The sequence below is a fragment of the Streptomyces sp. NPDC057697 genome, assembly GCF_042799335.1.
Classification (GTDB): domain Bacteria; phylum Actinomycetota; class Actinomycetes; order Streptomycetales; family Streptomycetaceae; genus Streptomyces.
In genome coordinates, this window is sequence record NZ_JBHVJA010000014.1 from 41,840 (window position 1) to 67,029 (window position 25,190).

Genomic DNA, 25,190 nt, shown 5'->3' on the forward strand with positions numbered 1-25,190 from the left:
TTGTGTGAACGTTCGGCGTATTCAAGTAATGGTCCCTATAAGTGGGGCCGACGGTGCGTCGCTCAGCGTCTTCGGGTTGCTACGTTCTGTTTTCATGGGTATCCGAATGCGATGCGAAACCTGGGACGTGCCACGCGCAAGGGCGGTGGTGCTCATCGCCGCGGCCGCCGGGCTTCTCACCCGAATGCTGATCGCGGCGAATATGCCGGGCCCCGCCGATGTGCGGATCTTTCATGGTTTCGCAAAGGCGATCGCGCGCTACGGGCCCATTCGGATTTACGAACAGCCGCTGCCCGGACTGCCCGTCTACAACCATCCGCCGCTGGCCGGCTGGATGCTTCTCGGCCTGAATGAACTCTCCGGCCTCGGCATTCCGTTCGGGACGCTGATCAGATCGCCCGCCTCGATCGCCGACTTCTTCTGCGCACTCGTCGTGTTCGAGATCGTGCGCCGCCGGGCCTCCCTCGGCGCCGCCGTCGCCTGTGGCGTGGGCGTGGCCGCCAGCCCCGTACTGATCGCCACCTCCGGCTACCACGGCAACACCGACGCGGTCGCCATCACCTTCGCCCTGATCGCCGCCCACCTGCTCGTGGACCGGAAGGCGCCGCTGGCCGCAGGGGTCACCGCCGCGCTCTCGATCAGCATCAAGTTCATCCCCGTGGTGGTCGTCCCGGCGCTGCTCCTCGTCGCGCTGCGGGCCGGCCGGCCGGTCCTCCTCCGCTTCGGCGCCGGGTTCACCGCCCTGGTCGCCCTCGTCTGGGGGCCGGTCCTGGCGACCGTGCCGGAGAACCTCAAGGAGAACGTCCTGGAGTACGCGGGCGGCGGCTACCGCCTCTGGGGCCTCGTCCGGTTCGCCGACCTGTTCGGCCTGCCACAGTCCTTCATCACCTTCATCGAGGGCGACGGCCACTTCCTCTTCGTCCTGGCCTGCGTGGCGGCGGGCGCCTGGCTCGCCTGGCTGCGCCCCGCGCAGCTGCCCGTCGTCGTCGCCATCACGATGAGCCTCCTGCTGCTGCTCTCCACCGCGTCCGCGCTCCAGTACCTGACCTGGGCCGCCGCCGGGCTGTTCGTCGTCGGGTTCTGGGAGGGCGCCGCGTACAGCTGCCTGCTCGGCCTGACGGCGGTCCTCGGCTACCGGGGAGCCTCCGCCGTGCGCTGGAGCGAAACGGTGCTGCAACTCGCCGAGGTCGGCTGGGTGCTGCTCGCCGCGGCCCTCCTCAGGGGCGTCCGCAAGGTCCTCGCCACCCAGCCGGACCCGCCCGGCCGGCCCCCCGCCGGAGGGGGACCGGTCGCGGCACCCCGCGCCGCGCAGCCCACCGGTTCCCCCGTCAACTGACCCACCCCCCCAGCACCACGCACCGATCACCGAGCACCGAGCACAACTGGAGAACGCCCCGTGAAGGAAAGCCCGAGCCCCAGGATCGGCATCCTGGTGGTCGCGTACAACGCCGAGACGACACTGGAGAGGACCCTCGACCGCATTCCGGAGGACTTCCGGTCCAAGGTCGCCGAAATCCTCATTCTCGACGACGCGAGCCATGACGCCACCTTCACCGCGGGCTGCCGCTGGTCGCAGACGGAGGGAATGCCGCGGACCGTGGTGATGCGGCACACCAAGAACCTCGGATACGGCGGAAACCAGAAGGCCGGATACGCGCTGGCCGCCGAGCACGGACTCGACATCATCGTGCTGCTGCACGGCGACGGACAGTACGCCCCGGAATTCCTGCCCGACATGGTCGCACCGATCGAACGCGGCGAATGCGAGGCCGTCTTCGGGTCACGGATGATGAAATCCGGGTCCGCGCTCAAGGGCGGCATGCCGATGTACAAATGGCTCGGCAACCGCATTCTCACCCGCGTGGAGAACGCCCTGCTCGGCTCCCAACTCACCGAATTCCACTCCGGATACCGCGCCTACAGCGTCGCGGCACTCAAGAAGCTGCCGATCCACCGCAACACCGACGCGTTCGACTTCGACACCCAGATCATCGTCCAGCTGCTCAACGAGGGGATGCGGATCAAGGAGATCCCCGTCCCCACGTACTACGGCGACGAGATCTGCTACGTCAACGGCATGAAGTACGCCAAGGACGTCGTCAAGGACGTCCTCGAATACCGGCTCGCCGTCAAGGGATTCGGCACCTGCGGCTGGATCCCCAAGCCCGTCGAGTACGCGTTCAAGGAGGGCGACGGCTCCTCGCACGCCGTCATCCTGGAGAAGATGCGCGGCCTCCCGCCCGGCCGGGTCCTCGACCTCGGCTGCTCCGGCGGCCTGTTCGCCCAGCGCCTCGAAGCCCTCGGCCACGAGGTGACCGGCGTCGACTACGTCGAGGTCCCCGGCGTGCGCGAGAAGTGCACCCGCTTCCACCTCGCCAACCTGGAGGAGGGGCTGCCCGTCGAGATCGGGGTCGACTACGACTACGTGGTCGCCGGCGACGTCATCGAGCACCTCTCCCGCCCCGAACGGGTCCTCGCCGAGGTCGCCGAGGTGCTGCGCCCCGGCGGCCATGTGCTGCTCTCCGTACCGAACTTCAGCCACTGGTACTCACGGCTGCGGGTGGCGCTCGGCGTCTTCGGCTACGACCGGCGCGGCATCCTCGACGAGACCCATCTGCGCTTCTTCACCCGGGCCAGCCTGCGCCGCACGGTCCGGGACGCGGGCTACGACGTCCTCGGCATCGCGTCGACCGGGGCCCCGTTCTGGGCGCTGCTCGGCGGCGGACCGCTCCCCGCGGTCCTCGGCGGAGTGTCGAAGCTGCTCACCCGGATCCGGCCGACGCTGTTCGGCTATCAGCACGTCGCACTGCTCACCCCGCACGCGGCCGAGACGATCATCGCTGGAGAGCACGTCGATGTACAGGACATCCTCAACCGACAGTACGTCCCTGCCGACCGGGTCGGCGTCTGAGGCCGCCGTCCCCCGTCCCACCCCCGCCCAGGAGCCGCAGTCCCCGGGCGCCGCAGTCAGGAGCAAGGTCTTGACCCTCCCCAGTCTGATGCTGCTGCTGTTCGCCGTGTTCTCGTCGGCGGGCGGCCAGATCATGCTCAAGCACGGGATGAAGGGCGCCGCGGCAGCCGCCGGACACGGCGCCGGGTCCGTCGCCCTGCGCGCCGCGACCAGCCCCTGGGTCGTCCTGGGACTGGTGGTCTTCGCGGTGTCCGCCCTCGCCTGGATGGCGACCCTGGCCAAGGTGCCGCTCTCCATCGCCTACCCGTTCAACGCCCTCGGATACCTGCTGATCGTGCTGGCCGGGGCGACCGTGCTGCACGAGCGGACCTCGATGTGGACCTGGGGCGGCTCGCTGCTCGTGGTCGTCGGCCTGGCCACGGTGATGGCGGGCCAGCAACGCTGACACCGCCGCCGGACGGGCCGCTCAGGCCCGTCCGGCCACCGGACCCGTCTCGCCCAGCAGCACCTGCCGTACCACCCGCTCCGCGGCCCGCCCGTCGCCGTACGGACAGAACCGGGCCCGGAACGCGGCCCGCAGCGCCTCGTTCTCCGGGCTGCGCCAGCTGCCGTCGAGGAAGATCCCGGCCAGCCCGTCCGTGGTCGTGGAGACCGCCCCGGGGGTGTCGCCCGGCGCACCGGAGAGCAGATCGAAGCAGACCCCCCGGACCGTGCGGTACGTCTCCCAGTCGGGGGCGTGTACCACGATCGGGCGGTCCAGATGGGCGTAGTCGAACATCACCGACGAGTAGTCCGTCACCAGCGCGTCCGCCGCCAGGCACAGCTCCTCGACCCGCGGATGGCCGCAGACGTCGATGAGCGCGGGATGGTCCGGCAGCGCCGCGCCCTCGTAGGAGGGGTGGGCCCGGACCAGCACCACCGACTCCGGGCCCAGCGCCTCGCAGAACCGCACGAGATCGAGCCGGCTGCTGAACGCCGTCTCGTACTCCCGGTGCGTCGGCGCGTACAGGATGGCGCGCTGTCCCGGCCGGACACCGAGGGCCCGGCGGATCGCGGCGATCCGGTCGGCCGTCGCCGTCGCGAGGACGTCGTTGCGCGGATAGCCCGCTTCGAGCGAACGCGCCGCGCTCGGATAGACCCGGGCCCACACCTCGGTGGAGTGCGGATTGGCGGAGACGCTCCAGTCCCACCGGTCCACCCGCCGCAGCAGCCGGTCGAAGCTCAGCCCCCGGGCCGCCGCCGGACAGCTCTGCCGGTCGAGCCCCATGACCTTCAGCGGGGTGCCGTGATGCGTCATCACATGGATCTGGCCGGGGCGCTTGACCAGATGGTCGGGGAAGTCGACGTTGTTGAAGAAGTACGTGGCCCGTGCCAGCACCTGCCAGTAGCGGCGGGTCCCCGGCACCACGTGGTCGACGCCCTCGGGCACCGTGTCCAGCCGACCGCGCGACACCACCCACACCCCGTGCACCCGCGGGGCCAGCTCCCGGGCCCGCTGGAAGACCGCCTCCGGATTGCAGCTCGGCCCGCGGTCCCCGTACGAGGCGTAGACGGCGAGCCCGTCGTCCAGCGGGAGTCCGCGCTGCCACCGGTAGTAGCTCCCGGCCAGCGCGCGCCAGGCCCCCGCCCGCACCGCGCCGGGCGCCGCCCGCACGATCCGGCGCAGGGCCGCTGCCGTGTCGAGCGCACCGAGCGCGGCATACCGGCCGCTCCCCATCAGCCGGGACCGCAGCCCCTCGGCGCCCGCCGGGAAGCGGTGCGCCTCGGGCCGGTGCGCCCGGTGGAAGGCCGCCACGGAGCGCACGTACCGGCGGCGCCGCCGGGGCACCGACGGGTACGCGTGAAGGAGGTCCCGGACCGCCCGCTCGAAGAGCAGGGGCCGGACCGGACGCAGCCGTGGCCGGTCCCGTACGAACTCCAGCAGCGCGGTGTACGCGTCGACGAGCTCGTGCGGCGCCGAGCCCTTCGACGGTTCCGCCGGGTCGGCCGGAGCGGGCAGCGGGCGCAGGCCCCGGTGCTCGACGCAGGGGACGGGGAGCACGGCGACGGAGTCGGCGGCGGCCAGGGTCTGGAAGGCGTACATCCGCTCACCGTGCTCCCCGGGGCCGAAGGACAGCTTCTCGCCCTCGTGGAGGGAGCGGCGCACGGCGCGGTTCCAGGAGACCGGGGCGATGTCCAGCAGCGGGGGGTGCCCGGCGAGGGTGAGCCGCCCCGGGGGCAGTGCGCCGAGCAGCTCCAGCGAACGGGTCGGCCGGGTCCGGCCGCGGAAGGGCCGCCAGTGGTGGCCGAAGAGCAGCAGCTCGGGGTCACCGGCGGCGTCCAGCCGGTCGGCGACGGCCTCCAGGGCGTCCGGCAGATGGACGGAACCGCCCTCCAGGAAGAGGAGGTAGTCCCCGAGGGCCCGCTCGGTCCCGGCGTTGCGCCGCCCGTCCGCACCGGCCCCCGGCGGCAGATGGATGGCCTGCACCCGGCAGTCCCGGGCGGCGAACTCGTCGAACAGCAGCCCCGATCCGTCGGGGGAGCCGTCGTCGACCCCGATCACCTCGATGTCCGTGAACGACTGGCCGAGCACCGACTCCAGGCACTCGCGCAGCTGGCCTCGGGCACGGCGGACGGGAACGATGACACTGAACCGGGGCACAACACATCCATGGGTCGTTCGCTGCGCGGGCGGGTGGTCCGCAAACGTCCGACGGGGTGCCCTGGTTACGCCGGAACGTGACACGTCCGCGAAACGGCAGGTGGGGCGGGGCAGCCAGGAGAGGCCGCCCCGCCCCGTGTTGACGTACAGCCGTGCGCATCGCGCGGGGCCCGGCGCGCGGGGTCTACTTGACCGCGCCCGCCATCACGCCGGAGACGAACTGCCGCTGGAAGGCGAAGAAGACCGCCAGCGGGATCACCATCGACACGAAGGCGCCGGGCGCCAGCACGTCGATGTTGTTGCCGAACTGCCTGACCTGCTGCTGGAGGGCCACCGTGATCGGCGGGCTGTCCGAGTCGGCGAAGATCAGCGCGACCAGCATGTCGTTCCACACCCAGAGGAACTGGAAGATCCCGAGCGAGGCGATCGCCGGGCCGCCCAGCGGCATCACGACCCGGGTGAAGAGCCGGATCTCGCCCGCCCCGTCGAGCCGGGCCGCCTCCAGCAGCTCCCTCGGGATCTCCGCGAAGAAGTTCCGCAGCAGGAAGATCGCGAAGGGCAGGCCGAAGGCCGTGTGGAAGATGACCACGCCGAAGGTCGTCTCGAAGATCCCGACCGCGCCGAAGAGCTTGGAGACCGGCACCAGGGCGACCTGCACCGGGACCACCAGCAGCCCCACGACCACCAGGAACCACCAGTCGCGGCCGGGGAACTCCAGCCAGGCGAAGGCGTATCCGGCCAGCGAACCGATCACGACGACCAGCACGGTCGCCGGAACGGTGATCATCACCGTGCTCAGGAGGGAGTGGGTGATCGTCGGATTGTCCAGCAGTCGGGAGTAGTTGTCGAAGGTGAGCTGGGACGGGGCCGTGAAGACCTTCCACCAGCCGGTCGCGGCGATGTCGTCCGAGCCCCGCAGCGAGGAGAGCAGCAGCCCGATCGTCGGCATCAGCCAGAACAGGCCCACCAGGACGAGGAAGATCCGCATCGCCCCGCCGGCGGCGCGGGCGGCGAGGCGCGCGCCGAGGGACCGTTCGGCCCGCAGCGGAACGTCCGCGGCCGTCGTGCTCGTGGTCGACGCTGTCGTCATCGGCGCCCCTCCTTCCGGATCCGGCGGATGTTGACGTACATCACCGGGAGTACCAGCAGCAGCAGGAGTACGGCGATGGCGCTGCCGATCCCGAGGTCCGCGTCCGTGCCGAACGAGGACCGGTAGAGCTGGAGCGCCAGCACGTTCGCGTCGTCCTGGGAGGAGCCCGGCGCGATGATGAAGACCAGGTCGAAGATCTTCAGCACATTGATCATCAGCGTGACCAGCACCACCACGAGCACGGGCGCGAGCATCGGCACCGTGATCCGGCGGAACACCTGCCACTCGTTCGCGCCGTCCACCCGGGCCGCTTCGAGGAGTTCACGGGGCAGCCCCGCGAGCCCCGCCGCGATCAGCACCATCGCGAACCCGGCCCACATCCAGACGTACGAACCGATGATCCCCGGGGTGACCAGGGTCGGGCCGAGCCATTCGACACCGTTGTACGGCTCCTTGAAGTTCGAGGCGGGGAGCCGGAGCCCGGCGCCGTCCGCCGACGCGGGCAGGGTGAACGTGCCGTCCGCGCCCGCCGTCGCCGAGGCGACCACCTTGCCGTCCTTGACCGCCTCGATCGTGAGGCCCTTGAGCCCCAGCTCCTTGGCGTCGATGACATTGGGCCGGCCGCCGCCGCCCCTGGTGAAGTCCAGCCACGCGGTGCCGGTGATCTCACCGCCCTTCGCCGCGGCGGCCTTCGCGGGCTCCGCGTCCTTCGGCATGTTCGCCGGGACCACGCCGACCAGCGGCAGCAGCACCGGCTGTCCGGCCCGTACCGGCGCCTTGGTGACGAACGAGCCGCCACCGCCCGCCTTGAGCGGGTGGACGGGCAGCGGATGCGCCTTCGGGTACCCCGCCGACTCGGAGAAGGTGTCGTGCACCCCCACCCAGACGGCGTTGGCGACCCCGCGTTCCGGAGCGGCGTCGTACACCAGCCGGAAGATGATGCCCGCGGCGAGCATGGAGATCGCCATCGGCATGAAGACGACCAGCTTGAACGCGGTGCCCCAGCGGACCCGCTCCGTGAGCACCGCGAAGATCAGCCCGAGGGCCGTGGAGACCGTGGGCGCGAGCACGAGCCAGATCGCGTTGTTCTCGACCGCCGTACGGATGGTGTCGTCCGTGAACAGCGCCTTGTAGTTGTCGAGTCCGGCGAAGCCCGTGCCCGCCTGGTCGAGGAACGACCGGTAGACGGAGTAGACGATCGGATAGACCACCAGCGCGCCCAGCAGCACCAGCGCGGGCGCCAGGAACAGGGCCGCGATGAGCCTGCGGGTGCCGGTCACGCTTCGGCGGCCGCGTCCGGGACTGCCGGACCGCGGGCCGGACGGCTTCCTGGGCGAGGGCACCGACGGCTCGGCGGACGATTGCTTGTCGGCGGGGGGCACCGCGTCGGCGCCCCCCGCTGCGGCTGTCGTCATCCCGTCAGCTCTTGTACGCCTTGGCCGCGTCGGACTCCAGCTTCGCTTGAGTCCCCGCGATGTCCTTCGGGTTCTTCAGGAAGTCCTGGAGGGTCTTCCACTCGCCCTTGCCGGGCGTCCCGCCGAACGACTGCGGCGCCTGGTCGGACATGTCGAAGCGGACGGAGTCACCGGCACCGATCAGCGCCTTCGCCATGGTGCGCTGCACCTCGTTCGGGTACGCGGCGGCGTCCAGGGCCTTGTTCGGCGAGATGAACCCGCCCTGCCCGGCCATGATCTTCGCCGCGTCCGTCGAGGCCAGCCAGGTCAGCAGGGCCTGGGCGCCCTTGCCGTCCTTCAGCGCCACCGCGGCGTCGCCGCCGGTCACGACGGGGGACTCGGCGCCGACCGCCGGGAACGGGAACACCTTGGCGTCCGTCCCGATCTTCGTCTTCGTCTGCGCGATGTTGACGCTCACGAAGTCGCCCTCGTAGACCATCGCGGCCTTGGGCTGGTCGCCCCCGGTGAACGTCTGGGTGACCGAGGCCGGGAACTCCGTCTGGAGGGCGCCGTCGGCGCCGCCCGCGATCAGCGACGGCTTGCCGAAGAGCTGCGCCAGCGTGGTCAGCGCGTCCTTGACGGACGGGTCCGTCCACTTGATCTTGTGCTGGGCCAGCTGGTCGTACTTCTCCGGACCGGCCTGGGAGAGATAGACGTTCTCGAACCAGTCGGTGAGCGTCCAGCCGTCCGCGCCGCCGACCGAGACCGGGGTGACACCCGAGGCGGAGATCGTCTCGGCCGTCTTCAGGAAGTCCTTCCAGGTCTTCGGCTCGGCCGCGCCCGCGTTCTCGAACGCCTTGGCGTTGTACCAGACCAGGGACTTGTTGGCGGCCTTGAAGTAGACGCCGTACTGGGTGCCGTCCACCGCGCCGAGGTCCTGCCAGACCTTCGCGTAGTTCTTGGCCAGCTGGGCCTTGGCCTCGGGGCCGACCGGCTTCGCCCACTTCTTCTGCGCGGCCTGCTGGATCGCGCCGACCTGCGGGATCATCGCGACGTCCGGCGGCTGACCTCCCGCGATCTTCGTACCGAGGAAGTTGACGATCGGGTCCTGGGCCGGGACGAAGGTGACCTCGGCGCCCGTGCGGCTCTCGAACTCCTTGAGGACCTTGACGAAGTTGGCCTGCTCGGCGCCCGTCCAGACGGCCGCGACCGAGAGCTTCTGGCCGTCCAGCTCGGGCAGGGCGACGGTGGAGCCGCTCTTGTCGCTCCCCGCGCCGCTGTCCGTCTTGTCCTTCCCGTCGCCACCGTCACCGCAACCGGTGAGGGCCAGTGCGCCGATGGCGGTGAACACCGCTGCGGCCCTGCTGATCCGAAGGGTTGTGCGCATTGCTTCCCCGTTTCTCACATCGTCGTGTGCGCACAGTCCTACGCCGGGTGCACGGGGGCCGCAATACCGCTTGGCGTCTCAACTCCTTGATCGTGATGGGCTCGTGACGTGATGTCAGTGGATGTCCGGACCCGGCGCCGCACGGCTGTTCGCGCCGCGCTCCCCGAAGATCCCCCTCAGGGGTGGACGGGCCCGAACGGCGCTATCGGCTCGGCGTTCACCGACCGGGCCGCCCACTCCAGCGCACTGGCGAGCAGCGCCAGGTCGGTCGGCCCGTTGCCCAGCTCGCGGACCGGGCGGCGGGTCGGCGGATCACCCATCCGCTCCCACTCCAGCGGGACGACGGTGGGCCGCAGCGTGGCGGTACGCGGGATGCGTCCGGTCACCCGGCCGCCCTGGAAGGGCGTCACCCGGCCGTCCGGGTGCCCGAGCCTGCCCCGGCCGGGCGCCGGGCTCTCCGGCGACGGCGGGACCACCGGCGCGTCCAGCACGATGCGCAGCCGCGCCCCGTGGGCCAGGTCCGTGTCCTCCGTGCGCTCCGGGCGGGCGGAGGCCGCGACCAGGTGGACGCCCAGCCGGCCGCCCTCCCGCGCCACCGCCTCCAGGGCCCGCACCACCGAACCGGCGGCGGGGCGGCCGGGGCTGCCGAGCGCCGGGGCGACCAGCGCGTCGAAGTCGTCGACCAGGACGACGAGCCGGGGCAGCGGGGAAGGCCCGGGGTCCGAGGGCCGGGCGGCGGGGCGCAGCCGGAGCGTCCCGCTCATCGGGGTGTCCACGTCACCGCGCTGTTCCGCGGCGGTCGGCGGCCGCTGGCCGACCATCCGCCGCGCCACCTCCTGCCGGTGGTGCCACTCGGTGAAGTCGTGCGGGCCGAGCAGCTCGGCGCGGCGCTTCAGCTCGCCGCCCAGGGCCTGCGCGAACTCCCGCATCCGCACCGGATCGGAGGCCGCCAGGTGCGTGAAGGCGTGCGGCAGCTCGGTGCAGGGGGCGAGGCCCTCGCCGCGGTCGCCCGCGCCGTCGACCAGCAGGATGCCCAGCAGATCCGGCCGGGCGGCCGCGGCGAGCGAGGCGGCGACGGCGCGCAGCAGCTCCGTGCGCCCGCTGCCGGCCGGTCCCTCGATGAGGAGGTGCGGGCCCTCCTCCGACAGATCCACGCTGACCGCGCCCCGGGGCCCGGCCCCGAGCACCACCACGGGCCGCCCGACCACGGCGGGCGCGGCGCCCTCGGCGGGCGCGGTGGCGGCGGCGCTCTCCGCGCCCCGCGCCGCGATCCGGGGCGTGTCGTCGCCACGTGGCCCGCTGACCCGGTTCGCGCCGCGCCCGGAAGCGCCGGCGCGGAGACCGCCGTCCCCCGGGCCGTCGCCCGCGCGGTCACCCCCGCCGGTCCGGGCGCCGGTCCCGGCCTCCGCACCCGGGGCTCGGGCGGGCGCACCGCCGTGGCGCTGCCCGCCGATCCGGCCCGGGGAACCGCCGGGGTACGGCGTGCGCCCGGAGTCCGGATACGGGGTGCGCCCGGAGCCGGGGGCCTCGTGGCCGTCGTCCGGGGCGAGGGAGCGGCCCGGGGCGCCGATATGGGTGGCGTTCTCGCTGCCGGGGTAGGGGGTGCGGCCCGAGCCGGGCGCGTATTCGTCCGGCCTTGGGGCGCCGCCCATGCGCTGGGCGCCCACGCGGGGGCCGGTGCCGCGCGGCTGCTCCGTACGGTCCGAGCCGCGGCCGTCGCCGCCCGTGCCGCCCGCCCAGCGGCCCGAGCCGCGCACCGTGGCGCCGGGCTGGTCGTCCGCGGTGGAGGCCCATCGGGCCATCAGGGAGGCCGGGGTGGCACGGGCCAGGCCCAGCTCGTCCAGCAGGCGGGCGGTCGTCGGGAGCGCCGCCGCCGACGACCGGCCGTGGGCGGCGGCCGACCCCTCCGTGCGCAGCGGGGCCAGCGCCCGGCCGAACCGCTCGGCCCAGTGCGCCGAGACCGCGTCCACGGTGGCGACCGTGCCGCGCCCGGCGGCCTGGCCGTCCGCCGTCCGCAGCAGCCGCAGGGCCGTCGCCACGTCGCCGCTCAGCATCGCCACCGCCCCGCACTCGCGGAACGCGATCGAGGCGTGGCAGGCGGCCTCGTAGGTCGCCGCGACCGGTGAGGTGGGTGTGGCGGCCGGGGTCTCGGCCAGACAGATCAGATGGATACCGGCCGCGGCACCGACGGCGGCCAGCCGGGCGGTGTTCTCGCGCAGCGCCGCCGAGCCCGGGTCGCCGTCGACGACCAGCACGGTGTACGGCCCGGTGTACCGCCGCGCGGCCTCGGCGACCGTGCTCCGGTCCAGGCTCGCCCAGCCGGGGCCGAGCGGACCGTCGTCCAGCCGGCGCACCAGCTCCGTCACCCGGGCGGTGGCCTGCTCGCGGTCGTACGCGAGGAGCAGCCGGCAGTCCTGGCCGTGCGCCGGCCGCAGATGGGGCAGCCAGCCGAGCCAGGCCCACTCGCGCCTGCGCTCGTCCGCGCCGCGGGCGCGGTCCGTGCTGATCAGCACGATCTCCAGATCGGCGGGGGAGTGCAGCGCGGCGAGCTGCGCCACGGCCGAGCGGGCGAGCCCGGCCAGCCGGGTCCGCGGACCGGCGAGCCCGAGCGAACCGGCCTCCCGCAGCCCCACCGTCACCGGCACGGCGGGCAGCTCGGCCCGGTCCGTCGTGCCGAGGCGCACCACGAGCGCCTCGGGGTGGCCGGTGCCGCGCTCCCACAGCCGGGGGCCGGGGCCGAGCGCGGTCAGCAGCACGGCCGCCGGGTCCGGCCAGGCGCTCGGCCCGGCGGGCCCGGACGGCGCCGCGGAGGTGGCCGGGAACAGCGGATCGGACGCCTCCGCCCCGTCGGGCGTCGCCTCGTGCACCGGCTCGCCCCTGCCGCCCGCGAGTCTGCGGGCCCAGGCGCCGATCCCGCCCCGCCTGAGCGCCCCGTCGTCCGGCGCGGGGCGGCCGGCGGCGGTCCGCCCGCGCCCGTCGGCCCGCCCCTCGTCCTCCTCGTACGCGAGGGCGGCGCCGGGGTCCTCCCGGGGGGTGGGAGCGGGGGCGACCGGCAGGGCGTAGCCGTGTCCCGGGCCGTCGTCGGCGCCCGCCGTGCCGGACACCCGCAGATGGCCCTCGCCGTCCGGGGCCGTCGCCAGCGTCGGCGCGGGCGCGCCGGAGGTCAGCCGGAGCGTGGACTCGCCGAGCCGCAGCAGCGCACCGGGCTTCAGCCGGACCGGGCGCTCGCGGACCTCCTCGCCGTCGAGCAGGGTGCCGTTGGTGGAGCCGAGGTCCGCCACCGCGACCAGGCCGTCGGCGGAGACCGTCACCGCGCAGTGCAGCCGGGACACATCGGGGTCGTCCAGCGGCACGTCCGCGTCGGCGGAGCGGCCGATCCGGACGCGGCCGCCGTGCAGCAGGTGGACCCCGCCCGCGTCCGGCCCCGCGACCACGTGCAGCCGGGCCGGGACGGCGTCGTCCACCGCCTCGTCCTCGCCCGGGACCTGGAGCGAGAGCACCGCCCCGTCCACCAGCGGCGGCTCGCCCAGGGCGCACCGCTGCGCGTCGAGCCGCTCGCGCCCGGCGAAGAGCACCACCGCGCCGCTGCCGAGCGAGCCGTCGGGCCCCAGGACGGCCGCGGCCAGGTTGGACGCCACGGTGGCGAGCGCCGTCCCGGGCGGGGCGGTGACCAGCACGTCGCACGCGCGCGCCGGGGTCTGGCCGCTGCGCGGCGCGAGGACGGTCAGCCGGATCTGCATCGCCGTCAGCGGTCCCTTCTGCGCGGTGCGCCGGGCAGGGGAAACGCCCTGTGATTCCCCCCACCCGACACGGACGCGTCGTCCGGTACAGGTTCGTCACGTGCCACGGGGCTCCCGACCCCGCGGTTCCGTGCTGGAGGCATCCTCGCACCTGCCGCCGACAACACGCCCGGGGGCCACCGCCAAGTGATCTTGAAACGTCGGCTGTGCGCCCATAAGTGCCTGCTTGGAACGCCGGGCCCGCGGACGGAACCGTTCCGCGGGAGCGCCGGGAACGTCGTATCGCACAGGTGTGCGGCAACCATCCGCCCGATGTGCGCGTCTTGTTCCGCGAGCCGGTCGCCGCCTCCCCGGGACGGGAGCGGCCGGGAGCCGTCGGACGACCCGGCGGAGCCGCCCGACCCCGCCGGTCACCCCACTAGAGTGGGCCGGAACGCCCGGGCGGAACCGGGGGGACCGTAAGCACCACGATCTGCAGGGAGCGCATGACGTGCGGCCGGTAGGCAGCAAGTACCTCCTGGAGGAGCCGCTGGGACGCGGCGCCACGGGCACCGTCTGGCGGGCCCGCCAGCGGGAGACCGCGGGCGCCGAGGCGGCCGTCGCCGGCGAGCCCGGCGAGACCGTGGCGATCAAGGTCCTGAAGGAAGAGCTGGCCAACGACGCCGACATCGTGATGCGGTTCCTGCGCGAGCGCTCGGTACTGCTCCGGCTCACCCACGAGAACATCGTGCGCACCCGCGACCTGGTCGTCGAGGGCGACCTCCTCGCTCTGGTCATGGACCTGATCGACGGCCCGGACCTGCACCGCTACCTCCGCGAGAACGGCCCGCTCACCCCGGTCGCCGCCGCGCTGCTCACCGCGCAGATCGCGGACGCGCTCGCCGCGAGCCACGCCGACGGCGTCGTCCACCGCGACCTCAAGCCCGCCAACGTCCTGCTGGACGAGCGCGACGGCCGGATGCGCCCGATGCTCACCGACTTCGGCATCGCCCGCCTGGCCGACTCCCCGGGGCTCACCCGGACCCATGAGTTCGTCGGCACGCCCGCCTATGTGGCGCCCGAGTCCGCCGAGGGCCGCCCGCAGACCTCCGCCGTCGACATCTACGGCGCGGGCATCCTGCTGTACGAGCTGGTCACCGGCCGTCCGCCGTTCGCCGGCGGCACCGCGCTCGAAGTGCTCCACCGGCACCTCAGCGAGGAGCCCCGCCGCCCCAGCACCGTCCCGGCCCCGCTGTGGACGGTGATAGAGCGCTGCCTGAGCAAGGACCCCGACCGGCGGCCCAGCGCCGAGAACCTGGCCCGCGGCCTGCGCGTCGTCGCGGAGGGCATCGGCGTGCACGCCAACTCCGCCCAGATCGCCGCGGCCGACGGCGTGGGCGCCCTGCTCGCCCCCGACCCGGCGCCCGCGGCCGTACCGGCGACCCCCGGCGCCGCGGACCCGACGCAGGTGCTGCCGAGCAACGCGGGCGCGTACGACCCCGGCGCCGCCACCAGCGTCCTGCCGCACACCCCCGGCCAGGGCCCGGCCGGGCACGCCGACCCGACCTCGGTCCTGCCGCCCGTGCCGCCGCGTCCGGACGGCCCCCCGCAGCCCGACGGGCCGCACCCCTGGCAGTCCCAACTCCAGGCGGCCCGCGACCGCAACGACCAGACCCAGGTCCAGTACCTCGACCCGAGCGAGGACCCGCTGCGCCGCCGACCCCAGCGCGCCCAGCCCCAGCAGCAGCCGCAGCAGCCCCGGCGTCAGCCGCCGCCGCAGCATCAGCAGTACCAGCAGCCGCAGCAACAGCAGTACCCCCAGCGCCAACAGCAGTACCAGCAGCCCCAGCGGCAGCAGTACGCGCCCCCGCAGCAGCCGGCCGCGCCCCAGCCCCCGGCCCCGCGGCAGCCCCGCGAGCCGAGGCAGCGCAGTGCCAACCCGATGCGGATTCCCGGCCTCGGCTGCCTCAAGGGCTGCCTGTTCACCGTGGTGCTGCTGTTCGTCGCGGGCTGGCTGATCTGGGAACTGACCCCGTTGCAGGACTGGATCGGCCAGGGCAAGAGCTACTGGCAGGCGATCAGCGACACGGTCTCCGACATCAGCGACTGGGTGTCGAAGCTGGGCGGCGGCAGCGACAGCGGCAGCGCGGGCAACACCGGCCCCTGAACGGCCGCACCACCATCAACCGCACCACCATCGACTCGGTAGCTATATCGACTTCCGCGGGCCAGTTTCCACCGCATATCGCCCGCGGAAGTGAAGGTTGGCACCATCCCGGGCACTCAACCCCCCGGCCGACGCGTAACTTTGTCGACCGGGGGTCATGAGCGACGGTCCATCGCCAGCCGCTGAGGGAGCAGTCTTGGCACGGAATATCGGCAGCCGGTACACCGCACACCAGATCCTGGGGCGCGGCAGCGCCGGCACGGTCTGGCTCGGCGAGGGGCCCGAGGGCCCGGTGGCCATCAAACTGCTCCGCGAGGACCTCGCGTCCGACCAGGAACTCGTCGGACGCTTCGTCCAGGAGCGCACCGCCCTGCTCGGACTCGACCATCCGCACGTCGTCGCCGTCCGCGACCTCGTGGTGGACGGCAACGACCTGGCCCTCGTCATGGACCTGGTGCGCGGCACCGACCTGCGCACCCGCCTCGACCGGGAACGCCGCCTCGCGCCCGAGGCCGCCGTGGCGATCATCGCGGACGTCGCCGACGGCCTCGCCGCCGCGCACGCCGCCGGGGTGGTCCACCGCGACGTCAAGCCGGAGAACATCCTGCTCGACATGGAGGGCCCGCTCGGACCCGGCGGCTCGCACCCGGCGCTGCTCACCGACTTCGGCGTGGCCAAGCTGATCGACACCCCGCGCCGCACCAAGGCCACCAAGATCATCGGCACTCCGGACTACCTGGCGCCCGAGATAGTCGAGGGGCTGCCGCCACGCGCCGCCGTGGACATCTACGCCCTCGCCACCGTCCTGTACGAGATCCTCGCCGGCTTCACGCCCTTCGGCGGCGGCCACCCCGGCGCCGTCCTGCGCCGCCACGTCACGGAGACGGTCGTACCGCTCCCCGGCATCCCCGACGAGCTCTGGCAGCTGCTGGTCCAGTGCCTGGCCAAGGCCCCCGCCTCCCGGCTGCGCGCCTCCGAACTCGCGGCCCGGCTGCGCGAGCAGCTCCCGCACCTGGCAGGCATCCCCCCGCTCGACGTGGACGAGCCGGACGCCGAGCCGGAGCCCCGGGCCTACGACGAGCAGCAGTACACCCCCGCCGCCCCCGAGGAGCCCCGCCGCCGGGGCGCGGTCCCGCTGGTCCCCGGTTCGTCCGCCGACTCCAACCGCGACACCCACACCAGCATGCGCGTCCCGGCCCCCGACGAACTCTCCGGCGGGCCCCGGGGCACGGCCAGGGCCCCCCGCTCCCCGGGCACGCCCCGCCCCGGCTCGGCCCGCAACAAGTCCGCCGCCGTCCGCAAGCGCCGCCTCGCGCTGGGCGCCGCCGCCGTGGTGCTGCTGGTGGCGCTGGGCGTGGGCGGCCGGCTGGTGCTGGGCGGCGACGACGCGGACGAACCCGCCCGCGAGACGGGCACCTCGGCGCCGGGAACGCCCTGACCCCGGGGGCCGCGAGGCCGTCCGCGGGGCGCGGCCACCCCGCGCGACCCCGTCGTCGTACGGCCCGCGAGGCCGCCGCGCCCATGATCGCCGGGGCGTGATCGGGCGGCCCGAGGAACGTCCGTGCCGACAGCCGTTACGCTGGACCCGTGGCAGTCGTCGATATTTCCGAAGAGCTGAAGTCCCTCTCCTCGACCATGGGGTCGATCGAGGCCGTCCTGGACCTGGATGCGCTGAGGGCGGACATCGCCGCGCTCGAGGAGCAGGCGGCCGCGCCTTCCCTCTGGGACGACCCCGAGGCGGCGCAGAAGATCACCAGCAAGCTTTCCCACCTCCAGGCCGAGGTCCGCAAGACCGAGGCCCTCCGCGGCCGGATCGACGATCTCGAAGTCCTCTTCGAGCTCGCCCAGGACGAGGGCGACGCCGACGCCCTGGCCGAGGCGGAGTCGGAGCTGGAGTCCGTCAGGAAGGCGCTGGACGAGATGGAGGTCCGTACCCTCCTGTCCGGCGAGTACGACTCCCGCGAGGCCCTGGTCAACATCCGGGCCGAGGCCGGCGGCGTGGACGCGGCCGACTTCGCCGAGAAGCTCCAGCGCATGTACATCCGCTGGGCCGAGCGGCACGGCTACAAGACCGAGGTCTACGAGACGTCGTACGCGGAGGAGGCCGGCATCAAGTCGACCACCTTCGCCGTCCAGGTCCCGTACGCCTACGGCACGCTCTCCGTCGAGCAGGGCACCCACCGGCTCGTCCGGATCTCGCCCTTCGACAACCAGGGCCGCCGCCAGACGTCCTTCGCGGGCGTCGAGGTGCTGCCGGTGGTCGAGCAGACCGACCACATCGAGATCGACGAGTCCGAGCTGCGCGTGGACGTGTACCGCTCCTCGGGCCCCGGCGGCCAGGGCGTCAACACCACGGACTCCGCGGTCCGCCTGACCCACCTGCCGACCGGCATCGTCGTCTCCTGCCAGAACGAGCGCTCGCAGATCCAGAACAAGGCGTCCGCGATGAACGTCCTCCAGGCGAAGCTCCTTGAGCGCCGCCGCCAGGAGGAGCAGGCCAAGATGGACGCCCTCAAGGGCGACGGCGGCAACTCCTGGGGCAACCAGATGCGCTCGTACGTCCTGCACCCGTACCAGATGGTCAAGGACCTGCGTACGGAGTTCGAGATGGGCAACCCGGAAGCGGTCTTCAACGGCGAGATCGACGGCTTCCTGGAGGCCGGCATCCGCTGGCGCAAGCAGCGGGAGAAGTAGGCGGCGACACGCGTGCACGGCGGTGCCGGAGACCCCGAGGGTCTCCGGCACCGCCGTTTTTCGTCAGGGGTGGTCAGGACTCCGCCCCCGAAGGGGAGTTGGGACTCCTGGTTGCGTGGATGCCGTGGCGAGTGCGTCACAGTCGTGATTCCGAATGAAGGCCAACTGCGAGCAAAACAGTGCATATTGCACGGAACGGCCTTGACGTAGTCCTTAACTCTGGACAGGGTGCTAGGGCAGCATGCGTATGTCTGGGACGGGTGTGAACGGGGGCGGGCGGCATGACCACGGCTCTGTGTGGCGCCGCTCGGAGCGAACCCCGGAGAGCCGGGGCCCGCATATGGCTGCTCCACTGACGAGAACAGCTACTGGGGGTAGCAGCACATGACGAAGAAGACGCGAGTACGCGTCGCGCGGATCGCCGCGGGCGCGGTCATCGCCGCGGGCGCCTCGCTCACTGCCGCCGGTGCGGCTTCGGCGGTCGGCATCGGTGTCGACCTGGGCGTCGTGTCCACGAAGGCCGCGGTCGACGAGGGCGGTCTGGGGATCGACGCCGACATCAAGAACCCGCAGGGCGGATCCGGCGACGGCGGCCCGGGTGCCGTCGACGAGGGTCAGACCGGCACCGAGGGCACGTCGGGCGACTCGGGTACGTCGGGCGACTCGGGTACCGAGGGCACCTCCGGTGACTCGGGTACGTCGGGTGACTCCGGTGACTCGGGCACCTCCGGTGACTCGGGTACGTCCGGCGACTCGGGCACCGAGGGCACCTCCGGTGACTCGGGTACGTCGGGTGACTCCGGTGACTCGGGCACCTCCGGTGACTCCGGTACGTCCGGCGACTCCGGCACCGAGGGCACCTCCGGCAACGGTGGCAACAACGGCACCTCCGGCAACGGCGGCAGCAACGGGACCTCCGGCAACGGCGGAAACAGCGGTTCGTCCGGCAACGGCGGAAACAGCACCTCCGGCACGTCCGGCAACGGTGGCACCACCGGCAACGGCGGTACCACGGGTAACGGTGGCACCACCGGCACGGGCGGCACCACCGGCAACGGCGGCGCCACTGGCTCCACCACCGGCGGCGACACCTGCACCGTCGACCTCGACGGCGCCAAGTGCGCGGACAACACCACCCCCGACTCCGCCGGCAACCAGCCGGTCGAGCAGGGCAAGGGCAAGGACGAGCTCGCCGAGACCGGTGCCGCCGAGACCACGTTCCTGCTGGTCGGCGCCGCGACGATGATCGCCGGGGGCATCGGCTTCCGGATCCTCCCGCGCCTGATGAACGGCCGCACGGTCGCCTGAGGTCTTTCATCCGGATCGGGCCGATCAGGCATCCGGGCACGCGAGCCCGGCATGATCCGAACGAGAGGCCCTGAGGGCCACCGGCGGTGACGCCACGCACAGAGGGGCCCGGGATACCGATCGGTATCCCGGGCCCCTCCGCGTACACGTACCGGCGCCGGTCGGCCGGCAGGCGGAGCGTGCGGCTAGCCGCCCTGGTGCGCCAGCAGCGCCAGCGCGCCCAGCAGCACCACCAGCAGGGCCACGAGCATCACCGGGTTCAGCCCGGAGAACATTCCCTGCCCCTGCTCCTGCTGCAGCCGCGCACGGCTCGCCCGGCACACGGGGCAGCGGCCCTCGTTGACGGGCGCCGCGCAGTTCGCGCACACCAGTCGGTCATAGGTCATGCGCTTTCCTCCTCCCGCGCGGCGGAGCCGCATACGCTTTCTCTCCGCACAACGCTCATGGAAACGCAACCGTTCCCCCTACCACTGTGCCAGCTCGCGCGGTTTTCGGCGCGGCCCGCCGGAGATCGCCCGTTCCGCGGCACTTGGGACCCGCGTCCGGCCGGTACCGTTCCGCCATAAATCGCCCATCCTCGGACGCGCGCCTGCACGGCTCAGTCCGGTTCGCGTATGGTCACGCACACCTACTCCCGGCCGACCGTGGTGCATCCGTGATCCGATTCGACAACGTCTCCAAGACCTACCCGAAGCAGAGCCGCCCCGCTCTACGGGATGTGTCCCTCGATATCGAGAAGGGCGAGTTCGTCTTCCTGGTGGGCTCGTCCGGCTCCGGCAAGTCCACCTTCATGCGGCTCATCCTCCGTGAGGAACGGGCCAGTCAGGGCGCGGTCCACGTCCTGGGCAAGGACCTCGCGCGCCTGTCCAACTGGAAGGTGCCGCACATGCGCCGCCAGCTGGGCACGGTGTTCCAGGACTTCAGACTCCTCCCCAACAAGACCGTCGCGGAGAACGTGGCGTTCGCGCAGGAGGTCATCGGCAAGCCGCGCGGCGAGATCCGCAAGGCGGTGCCCCAGGTCCTCGACCTGGTCGGCCTCGGCGGCAAGGAGGACCGGATGCCCGGCGAGCTCTCCGGTGGTGAGCAGCAGCGCGTGGCGATCGCGCGGGCCTTCGTGAACCGCCCCATGCTGCTGATCGCGGACGAGCCGACCGGCAACCTGGACCCGCAGACCTCCGTCGGCATCATGAAGCTGCTGGACCGGATCAACCGGACCGGCACCACCGTGATCATGGCGACCCACGACCAGAACATCGTCGACCAGATGCGCAAGCGCGTCATCGAGCTGGAGCAGGGCCGTCTCGTACGCGACCAGGCGCGCGGCGTCTACGGCTACCAGCACTGAGCACCGAGCACTGAAAGGACGCCATGCGCGCCCAGTTCGTCCTGTCGGAGATCGGCGTCGGCCTCCGTCGCAACCTCACGATGACCTTCGCCGTCGTCGTCTCCGTCGCCCTCTCGCTCGCCCTGTTCGGCGGCGCGCTGCTCATGCGCGAGCAGGTCAGCACGATGAAGGACTACTGGTACGACAAGGTCAACGTCTCGATCTTCCTCTGCAGCAAGAGCGATGTGACCTCGACGCCCAAGTGCGCCAAGGGCGCTGTCACCGCGCAGCAGAAGAAGTCGATCGAGGACGACCTCCACAAGATGGACGCCGTCGACACGGTCACCTACGAGTCGGCCGACCAGGCGTACAAGCACTACCAGGACCAGTTCGGCGACTCGCCCATGGCGAGCAACATCACGCCGGACCAGATGCAGGAGTCGTTCCGGGTCAAGCTCCACGACCCGAAGAAGTACAAGGTCGTCGCCACGGCCTTCGCCGGCCGGGACGGAGTGCAGTCCGTCCAGGACCAGAGAAGCATCCTGGACAACCTCTTCCAGCTGATGAACGGCATGAACGTGGCCGCCCTGTTCGTGATGGCGCTGATGCTGATCATCGCGTTGATGCTGATCGTGAACACCGTCCGGGTGTCCGCGTTCAGCCGACGGCGCGAGACGGGCATCATGCGGCTCGTCGGGGCCTCCGGCTTCTACATCCAGATGCCGTTCATCATGGAGGCCGCGTTCGCCGGTCTCATCGGCGGTGTGCTGGCCTGCGTGATGCTGCTGGCCGGCCGGTACTTCCTGATCGACGGCGGCCTGGAACTCCAGAGCAAGCTGAACCTGATCGAATTCATCGGCTGGGACGCGGTCCTCACCAAGCTGCCCCTGGTCCTGGCAATCGGCCTGCTGATGCCCGCCGTTGCCGCGCTCTTCGCGCTCCGCAAGTACCTCAAGGTGTGACATGCGCCCCCTGGGGCGCGCGGCCAACCGGCCGTGCGCCCAGGGGGCGTTGTCCTAGACTCGGCGCCATGTCGGGCCCCACGCAGTGTCGCGGGCCCCGCGGCGTGCGCCGCGGGGCTGCCCTGACCTTGGTTTTCGCGGGTGTGCTGGCCACCGCGGCGGCCACCGGATCGCTGCCCCGCTGCCACCCGAAGTCCGAGTCCCTGGCGACCCGCTCCGTGGCCTCCACCGTCGACCGCGACGAGGTGGCCGCCGCGGCGGCCCGCGCCGTGGCCGACGGCAAGTCCGGCAAGAAGGCGGCCGAGGAGGTCGTCAGCCGCAGCGGTGACCGCTGGGGCGCGGTGTACGACGAACGGCAGTACGAGGAGTTCGAGCAGGCCCTGGACGGCTCGTACACCGGGGTCGGGATCGCCGCGAAGCGCTCCGCGGACGGGCAGGTCGAGGTGGCCCGCGTGCAGCCGGGCGGCCCCGCCGACCGGGCCGGCATCGAGCCGGGCGACCGGATCCGCACGGTCGACGGCCACCGGGTCGATGGCCGCCCCGTCGCCGAGGTCGTCGCCCTGCTGCGCGGCGACCGTACGGAGGCCGCCGCGGGCACCGCCGTCGTGCTGGGGATCGGGCGCGGCTCCGGTGTGCGCACCGAGACGCTGCGCCGGGCCAGGCTCACCACCGAGGCCGTGACCGTGCGGCGGATCGGCGCGGACCGTGCCGACCCCTCCACCGCGGTACTGATCGAGGTCGACTCGTTCACCAAGGGCTCGGGCGCCAAGGTCCGGGACGCGGTCCGGGACGCGCCGTCGGACGCCGGGGTCCTCCTGGACCTGCGCGGCAACTCCGGCGGACTGGTCACCGAGGCCGTCACCGCCGCCTCCGCCTTCCTGGACGGCGGCCTGGTCGCCACGTACGACGTGCACGGCGAGCAGCGCGCCCTCTACGCGCAGCCGGGCGGCGACACCGGCCGCCCTCTCGTGGTCCTGGTCGACGGCGGCACCATGAGCGCCGCCGAGCTGCTCACCGGCGCGCTCCAGGACCGGGGCCGCGCCGTCACGGTCGGCTCGCGGACCTTCGGCAAGGGCTCGGTCCAGATGCCCAGCAAGCTCCCGGGCGGCGCGGTGGCCGAGCTGACCGTCGGCCACTACCGCACCCCGGCGGGCCGGGGTGTCGACGGGCGGGGCATCACCCCGGACCTCGCGGTCGGCTCGCGGGCCGAGCAGCGGGCCGAGACGGTATTGAGTGGCCTCGGGGGTGGGTCGTAGTGCGAAAATGGCCGCACTATGGCTAAGGAAAAGGACACAGGGCGCAAGCTCATCGCGCAGAACAAGAAGGCGCGGCACGATTACCACATCCTCGACACCTACGAGTGCGGCCTCGTGCTCATGGGCACCGAGGTCAAGTCGCTGCGGCTGGGCCGGGCCTCCCTGGTGGACGGCTTCGTCCAGATCGACGGCGGCGAGGCCTGGCTGCACAACATCCACGTGCCCGAGTACGTGCAGGGGACCTGGACCAACCACTCGGCCAAGCGGAAGCGCAAGCTGCTGATGCACCGGGCCGAGATCGACAAGCTGGAGTCGAAGTCCGGCGAGACGGGCCACACGATCGTGCCGCTCGCGCTGTACTTCAAGGACGGCCGGGTCAAGGTCGAGATCGCGCTCGCCAAGGGCAAGAAGGAGTACGACAAGCGCCAGACCCTGCGCGAGAAGCAGGACCTGCGGGAGACCAACCGGGCGATCTCGGCGGCGCGCAGGCGCCAGCGGAGCGCGTAGGACCGTGCCCGGCCCCGGTGCGGCCGGGCGTCGGCGGTGCCGACGGGAATAGGCTGGCATCGTCGCGCGTTGGTCACGTACGATGGCACTGCACCTCACAGCGGGTGCGCGTATTGAAAAAACAACATGGGGATGATCGGTTTCGACAGCGGATGTCGAAGCAGGGGAAGCGTGTCGAGGAAGCGGCAATGATCTCGTAAACCATATGTCGCAACCAATAATCGCCAACACCAAGCGCGATTCCTTCGCCCTCGCTGCCTAAGTAGCGACTTGCGAAGTGTCAGCCCGGGGGTGATCCCGACCCGGATCCTGGCATCATCAAGGGATCTAAACTTCTAGACCCGGTCACGGGGCCTGGAAGGAAATCAAACAGTGACTGAGCCCGTCGGAGACTTGTTCGCGTGATCTCCGGGGCCGAGAAAATCGCAGCGAACTGCACACGGAGAAGCCCTGATTCTGCACCGTTGGACGCGGGTTCGATTCCCGCCATCTCCACAATTCCCATGTGAAAGAGGACCCCGTCGCCCACCGGCGACGGGGTCCTCTTTCGTGTGCCGGTCACTGACTGCGCCGTACCCGGACCCCGGCCGTCGCGACGGTCAGTGCCAGGGCCGCGGCGCAGATCGGGAGGGCGTAGCCCTGGATGCCGCCGATGTGCTCCACCATCCAGCCGCCGGTCGCCGAGCCCGCCGCGATGCCGCCCAGCAGAGCGGTGACGGCCAGGGTCATGCCCTCGTTCAACTGGCTCGCCGGGGTGAGGCGTTGCACCAGGGTCATCCCGGTGACCATGGTCGGGGCGGTCGCCGCGCCGGCCAGGAGGAGGGCGCCGGCGAGGGCGAGGAGGGAGGGGGTCGAGGCGGCGGCGAGCAGGGGCAGGGACATCAGGGCCGTCATCCCGGCCAGGCAGAGCAGCAGCCGGCGTCGGATGTCGGTGGCCGGGCGCAGCGAGCCGTACAGCAGCCCCGCCACGCACGAGCCCGCCGCCTGGAGCGCCAGGATCGCGCCCCCGGCATGGGCGATCGTGACGACCTCCATCGAGCCGAAGACCGCGCCCGTGGCGAGGAAGGCGGTGAGCAGCGCAGGCATGCCGGGGGTGCGGAGCGGGGAGCCCGTGTGGGTGCGGGGCGCCACCGGCGGTTCGGTGGAGCGCTGGGCGGCGAAGATCAGTACGCCGGTCATCAGCAGGGTCGCCGCGACGAGCGTTCCGGCCTCCGGGAAGAGCACCGAGCACAGCAGTGCGGCGAGGGCCGGGCCGAGCATGAAGCAGAGCTCGTCCGCGGCCTGTTCGAAGGAGTTCGCGGTGTGCAGGGCGGCCGGGTCGCCCCGGTGCAGATGGGCCCAGCGGGCCCGGGACATCCCGCCGGTGTTGGGGGTGGTGGCGGTCGCGGCGTAGGCGGCGAAGAGGGTCCAGGCCGGGGCGTCGTAGTGCACGCAGAGCAGCAGGGCCAGTGAGCCGAGCACGGCGATCGCGGTGGCGGGCACCGCGATCCTGGCCTGCCCGTACCGGTCGACGAGCCGGGCCGTCCAGGGGGCGACCACCGCCGTCGCGGCCAGGCCGGTCGCGGTGACCGCCCCGGCCAGGGCGTACGAGCCGCGCGTCCCGGCGATCATGATGACCGCGCTGACGCTGAACATCCCGCTGGGCAGCCGGGCGATGAGATTGCCCGCGGTGAAGGCGCGGGCGCCCGGGGTGGCGAGCAGCCTGCGGTACGGGTTGGCGGACGCCCGCCGGGCGGGGGCGGTGCGCGGGGCGATGACCAGCAGGTCACCGGAGACGGTGAGCAGAGGGGTGGTGGCGGGCTTTCTCTCGTACGGCATGGATCAAGCCTC

18 protein-coding genes and 1 other RNA gene are annotated in these 25,190 nt (G+C 72.4%); 12 read left to right on the forward strand and 7 right to left on the reverse strand.

The window, feature by feature from the left end:
* Window positions 1-127: 127 nt before the first annotated feature.
* From ACFVFH_RS29505 to ACFVFH_RS29515, 3 genes are all read left to right on the forward strand, one after another.
* On the forward strand, window positions 128-1,336 hold the full coding sequence (locus ACFVFH_RS29505; protein WP_383774146.1) for a hypothetical protein: 1,209 nt from the start codon (window positions 128-130) through the stop codon (window positions 1,334-1,336).
* A gap of 60 nt (window positions 1,337-1,396) precedes the next feature.
* Window positions 1,397-2,911, forward strand: coding sequence for a methyltransferase domain-containing protein (locus tag ACFVFH_RS29510; protein ID WP_383774148.1), 1,515 nt, complete (start codon window positions 1,397-1,399; stop codon window positions 2,909-2,911).
* A gap of 70 nt (window positions 2,912-2,981) precedes the next feature.
* Window positions 2,982-3,356: a hypothetical protein gene (locus ACFVFH_RS29515; protein WP_383774150.1), complete on the forward strand. Its 375-nt coding sequence runs from the start codon at window positions 2,982-2,984 to the stop codon at window positions 3,354-3,356.
* A gap of 21 nt (window positions 3,357-3,377) precedes the next feature.
* Here the strand turns inward: ACFVFH_RS29515 and ACFVFH_RS29520 are convergent, their stop codons facing one another.
* From ACFVFH_RS29520 to ACFVFH_RS29540, 5 genes are all read right to left on the reverse strand, one after another.
* Window positions 3,378-5,552, reverse strand: coding sequence for a CDP-glycerol glycerophosphotransferase family protein (locus ACFVFH_RS29520; RefSeq protein WP_383774152.1), 2,175 nt, complete (start codon window positions 5,550-5,552; stop codon window positions 3,378-3,380).
* Window positions 5,553-5,736: 184 nt separating this feature from the next.
* A complete protein-coding gene (locus ACFVFH_RS29525; protein ID WP_383774154.1) occupies window positions 5,737-6,642 on the reverse strand; it encodes a carbohydrate ABC transporter permease in 906 nt (301 codons plus the stop codon).
* The gene (locus tag ACFVFH_RS29530; RefSeq protein ID WP_383774156.1) at window positions 6,639-8,057 is read right to left on the reverse strand and encodes a carbohydrate ABC transporter permease; all 1,419 of its coding nucleotides are present in this window, start codon (window positions 8,055-8,057) and stop codon (window positions 6,639-6,641) included. Before ACFVFH_RS29530 ends, ACFVFH_RS29525 begins: the two co-directional genes overlap by 4 nt.
* A 4-nt stretch (window positions 8,058-8,061) precedes the next feature.
* The gene (locus ACFVFH_RS29535) at window positions 8,062-9,423 is read right to left on the reverse strand and encodes an ABC transporter substrate-binding protein (protein ID WP_383774158.1); all 1,362 of its coding nucleotides are present in this window, start codon (window positions 9,421-9,423) and stop codon (window positions 8,062-8,064) included.
* Window positions 9,424-9,599: 176 nt separating this feature from the next.
* Window positions 9,600-13,163 carry an FHA domain-containing protein gene (locus ACFVFH_RS29540; protein WP_383774160.1) on the reverse strand — a complete coding sequence of 1,188 codons (3,564 nt, stop codon included), beginning with the start codon at window positions 13,161-13,163 and terminating at the stop codon, window positions 9,600-9,602.
* A 490-nt stretch (window positions 13,164-13,653) separates the two neighbouring features.
* Between ACFVFH_RS29540 and ACFVFH_RS29545 the strand changes: the two genes are divergently transcribed.
* The 4 genes from ACFVFH_RS29545 (at window position 13,654) to ACFVFH_RS29560 (ending at window position 19,311) form a co-directional block, all read left to right on the forward strand.
* The gene (locus tag ACFVFH_RS29545) at window positions 13,654-15,309 is read left to right on the forward strand and encodes a serine/threonine-protein kinase (protein ID WP_383774162.1); all 1,656 of its coding nucleotides are present in this window, start codon (window positions 13,654-13,656) and stop codon (window positions 15,307-15,309) included.
* A 196-nt stretch (window positions 15,310-15,505) separates the two neighbouring features.
* The gene (locus tag ACFVFH_RS29550; protein WP_383774164.1) at window positions 15,506-16,747 is read left to right on the forward strand and encodes a serine/threonine-protein kinase; all 1,242 of its coding nucleotides are present in this window, start codon (window positions 15,506-15,508) and stop codon (window positions 16,745-16,747) included.
* 149 nt (window positions 16,748-16,896) lie between these two features.
* On the forward strand, window positions 16,897-18,003 hold the full coding sequence (prfB, locus tag ACFVFH_RS29555) for a peptide chain release factor 2 (protein WP_124723230.1): 1,107 nt from the start codon (window positions 16,897-16,899) through the stop codon (window positions 18,001-18,003).
* Window positions 18,004-18,387: 384 nt separating this feature from the next.
* The gene (locus ACFVFH_RS29560) at window positions 18,388-19,311 is read left to right on the forward strand and encodes a hypothetical protein (protein ID WP_383774166.1); all 924 of its coding nucleotides are present in this window, start codon (window positions 18,388-18,390) and stop codon (window positions 19,309-19,311) included.
* 185 nt (window positions 19,312-19,496) lie between these two features.
* Here the strand turns inward: ACFVFH_RS29560 and ACFVFH_RS29565 are convergent, their stop codons facing one another.
* Window positions 19,497-19,697, reverse strand: a complete 201-nt coding sequence (locus ACFVFH_RS29565; RefSeq protein ID WP_383774168.1) for a hypothetical protein — start codon at window positions 19,695-19,697, stop codon at window positions 19,497-19,499.
* Window positions 19,698-19,966: 269 nt separating this feature from the next.
* On the opposite strand from ACFVFH_RS29565, the gene ftsE reads away from it, so the two are divergent.
* From ftsE to ssrA, 5 genes are all read left to right on the forward strand, one after another.
* Window positions 19,967-20,656 (forward strand): cell division ATP-binding protein FtsE, encoded by a 690-nt coding sequence (gene ftsE, locus ACFVFH_RS29570; RefSeq protein ID WP_072484165.1) that lies wholly within the window; start codon window positions 19,967-19,969, stop codon window positions 20,654-20,656.
* A gap of 23 nt (window positions 20,657-20,679) precedes the next feature.
* Window positions 20,680-21,597, forward strand: a complete 918-nt coding sequence (gene ftsX / locus ACFVFH_RS29575) for a permease-like cell division protein FtsX (RefSeq protein WP_383774170.1) — start codon at window positions 20,680-20,682, stop codon at window positions 21,595-21,597.
* 68 nt (window positions 21,598-21,665) lie between these two features.
* Window positions 21,666-22,853, forward strand: a complete 1,188-nt coding sequence (locus ACFVFH_RS29580; protein ID WP_383774172.1) for a S41 family peptidase — start codon at window positions 21,666-21,668, stop codon at window positions 22,851-22,853.
* 18 nt (window positions 22,854-22,871) lie between these two features.
* Window positions 22,872-23,360 carry an SsrA-binding protein SmpB gene (smpB, locus tag ACFVFH_RS29585; RefSeq protein ID WP_351073540.1) on the forward strand — a complete coding sequence of 163 codons (489 nt, stop codon included), beginning with the start codon at window positions 22,872-22,874 and terminating at the stop codon, window positions 23,358-23,360.
* Window positions 23,361-23,488: 128 nt separating this feature from the next.
* Window positions 23,489-23,858, forward strand: a transfer-messenger RNA (tmRNA) gene (gene ssrA / locus ACFVFH_RS29590).
* 60 nt (window positions 23,859-23,918) lie between these two features.
* Here the strand turns inward: ssrA and ACFVFH_RS29595 are convergent.
* Window positions 23,919-25,178, reverse strand: coding sequence for an MFS transporter (locus tag ACFVFH_RS29595; RefSeq protein ID WP_383774174.1), 1,260 nt, complete (start codon window positions 25,176-25,178; stop codon window positions 23,919-23,921).
* Between the last annotated feature and the right edge of the window lie 12 nt (window positions 25,179-25,190).